Raw genomic sequence first — 2,573 nt, 5'->3', positions numbered from 1 at the left:
TGTGTTTTTTTTATTTTTTTTTGAGAAGTTCTGCAACAGTTACCGCTGTTAGTGGCAGTTAAAATTTTATTCTGTATTCAATATTTGCAATAAAACTTCTTGTTAAGCCATCTGGTCTGCTATCTCTAACAATAAAAGGCATTCCTAAATTTAATTGAATAATATTTTTGCTGTTTATTTCATAATCTAAGTAAGCATTTCCATTTAGTGTAAGTCCTTGCGAACCTACAATTTCATTTTCAACATTAAATTCATCAGTATACTTGTCATTTGAAAGGTGATAAATTGGTAAAATACTCGGTGTCAATTTAAGTTTTGAGGTAATATTTATAGGATATGAAACTCGAAGTAAAACATCGCCACTTCTTTCAAATTTATTCGTTGATTGAAATGTTCTCAACTCAGAATTAATTGGATAATTCGTTGCAATAAATTGATTGTCATTTTGTGTTAAAGGTTGCTGAATGGCAGCTATCAACTGGATTTTCTTAATCTCATATCCAATTCCAAATATAAGGTCAAATGTTCCCAAACTTGCTTGATAGTCCATTGGTAGAGGAAGTTTGTCATAAGTTTTACTTGCATTTGATAATGGTATCTTTGCGCCTAATGTAAATTTTACCTTTTCACTTGCTTTAAAATTAGCATTTACAAAAATATCTGAAAGTCCGAAAGCAGATATCCCATTTCCATTTTGAGCAAGTGTTGTCAATTTAACATCAAGTCCAAATTTCTCACTCAATTGTCTATTATACTCTAAATAGTTACCATAAACAGAAATAGAGTTGTCTGCATTACCATAGAAAGCACCAACTTTGAATTGGTTATTAAAAACTTCTGTACTGTCTGTACTATTAGGTTTGAAACTGTTAATAGTACAAAAACCTGCGTCACTACAACCTTGTCCATAAGAATAGTTTGTTACCAAATAGAATAAGGTTATTGCCAATAGAATAAATTTAAATTTTGTCATATTTCGTTTATTATCGTTCAGTTTATCATTAATTACCGCTAACCTCAGACCATGAAAATCATCACAATCCTTTTATCAAAAATAGTGAAATTATTGGAAGTAGTTGATTTTGTTTGTTGGTATGGGTTTTAAAATAGAACTACTATAATTACAACTGCTTTTTATGTTTCAAAGATTAAAAAAACCGCCGAATGGCGGTTTGGTTTTTTTGATGCTACGAAGTCGGGAGACTTTGCGGAGCTGGGACTTTACGCATAATGGTAAATCAATAATTTGTTAAGCTGCGCTATAATTCAATGCGTATTCTTAAACTTAGATGCCAAAATAAGAGTTAATACAAATACTATTGTTGAAATAACATCATAAAAATCATAAACCCATGTTTTATATTTTGGTTTCCTTTTAATTAGTTCATTTCTTTGATTATTATCTAATTTATGATAGAAATAATAATAATTGATTAAAGACAGAATAATAATTGGTGAAAATAATATTGGAAAAGTAGGTTTTACTTTGAACAAAAAAGGCAATATTGCAACTAAAATTGTATTAAAATTGACAGTCTGAACAAATGCTAGATGCAATAAAGTGCTAAGTGGCGTTTCATATTTTGCATTCTTCATTAGTCTATTATGATAGGCAGAAAAAAAATCCAACCAAAAATTTTTTAAAAAAGTTATAGTATTCATTATGAATAGTATTGATTTTTTTCCAATGATGTTCACGATTTTCATATTTAGCGGGTTTTGTGCCCTGACAGGGTTTTATTGTGCAATAGTTACGGCTGTTAGTAGTAGTAATATTAATCTAATTCCAATCCATTGTAATGACCTTTCTCATTATCTATGATTTTATTACATCTCAATTTTCCAGCATCGCTTATCAGGTTCATATGTCTTTCAAATTTCATTCCGCCGTCAATGTCCGCTTTTAAATAAATTTTGTTAGCTTTCTTTAGAATTTTGAGATTGTATTTATAATAATCATTATCGTTTGTACAGATTTGTCTAAATTGAAAGTAGTATTTATTGTCATAGGTTACTAAAAAATCATTTTCACCATATTCAGTTTTGATTTTTCCTGTTCCATTTCCGTTAAACACAACTTCGTGATATTTATTAGCAAACATTTCAGCGTCACTTTTTCGGTTTATTGTGTAATAACCTTGATAAACTATTACTTTTTCGATGTCAAGTTGGTTTTCTGTTTCAACATTAATTGAAGTTAATTCCACAATCTTAATTCTCTCATTAAATTTAAAAAGCAAGAAAACTGAAATTGCTAAAATGCAAAATATTTATACCATTTTTTTGGTTTTCTTACTCATAAGTTCTTTTTAAGTTTTTCGTTCTGAATTATTACTGCTAACTAGTATATATCCGAAACTTGTTTCGCTATTACACCCTAAAAAGGAGTAATAGTCGAAAATTTCTGAATATTATTCCCAAAAATAAAACAAACTCCTCACTCCATTTTACGGTTTTCCGTAATCACTTAAAATTATTTTATTTTCTTCTTGTCTAAAAATAATAATTCAATTCATAGCTAGGTTAGTTTTGCTGTTTTTGAGGTAAAAAAAACGTTTAAATACATTTTTCAT

2 protein-coding genes are annotated in these 2,573 nt (G+C 28.6%); both read right to left on the bottom strand.

Going from position 1 to position 2,573, the window contains the following annotated elements; genetic code table 11:
- Nucleotides 1-58: 58 nt before the first annotated feature.
- The gene (locus IAI56_RS15465) at nucleotides 59-973 is read right to left on the bottom strand and encodes a hypothetical protein (RefSeq protein ID WP_187658717.1); all 915 of its coding nucleotides are present in this window, start codon (nucleotides 971-973) and stop codon (nucleotides 59-61) included.
- Nucleotides 974-1,775: 802 nt separating this feature from the next.
- A complete protein-coding gene (locus tag IAI56_RS15460) occupies nucleotides 1,776-2,207 on the bottom strand; it encodes a hypothetical protein (protein ID WP_187658716.1) in 432 nt (143 codons plus the stop codon).
- Nucleotides 2,208-2,573 lie beyond the last annotated feature (366 nt).

The organism is Flavobacterium macrobrachii (genome assembly GCF_014486675.1).
GTDB lineage: Bacteria > Bacteroidota > Bacteroidia > Flavobacteriales > Flavobacteriaceae > Flavobacterium > Flavobacterium macrobrachii.
Note: the sequence above shows the minus strand (reverse complement) of the source record. Positions and strands in the feature narration are given on the sequence as shown.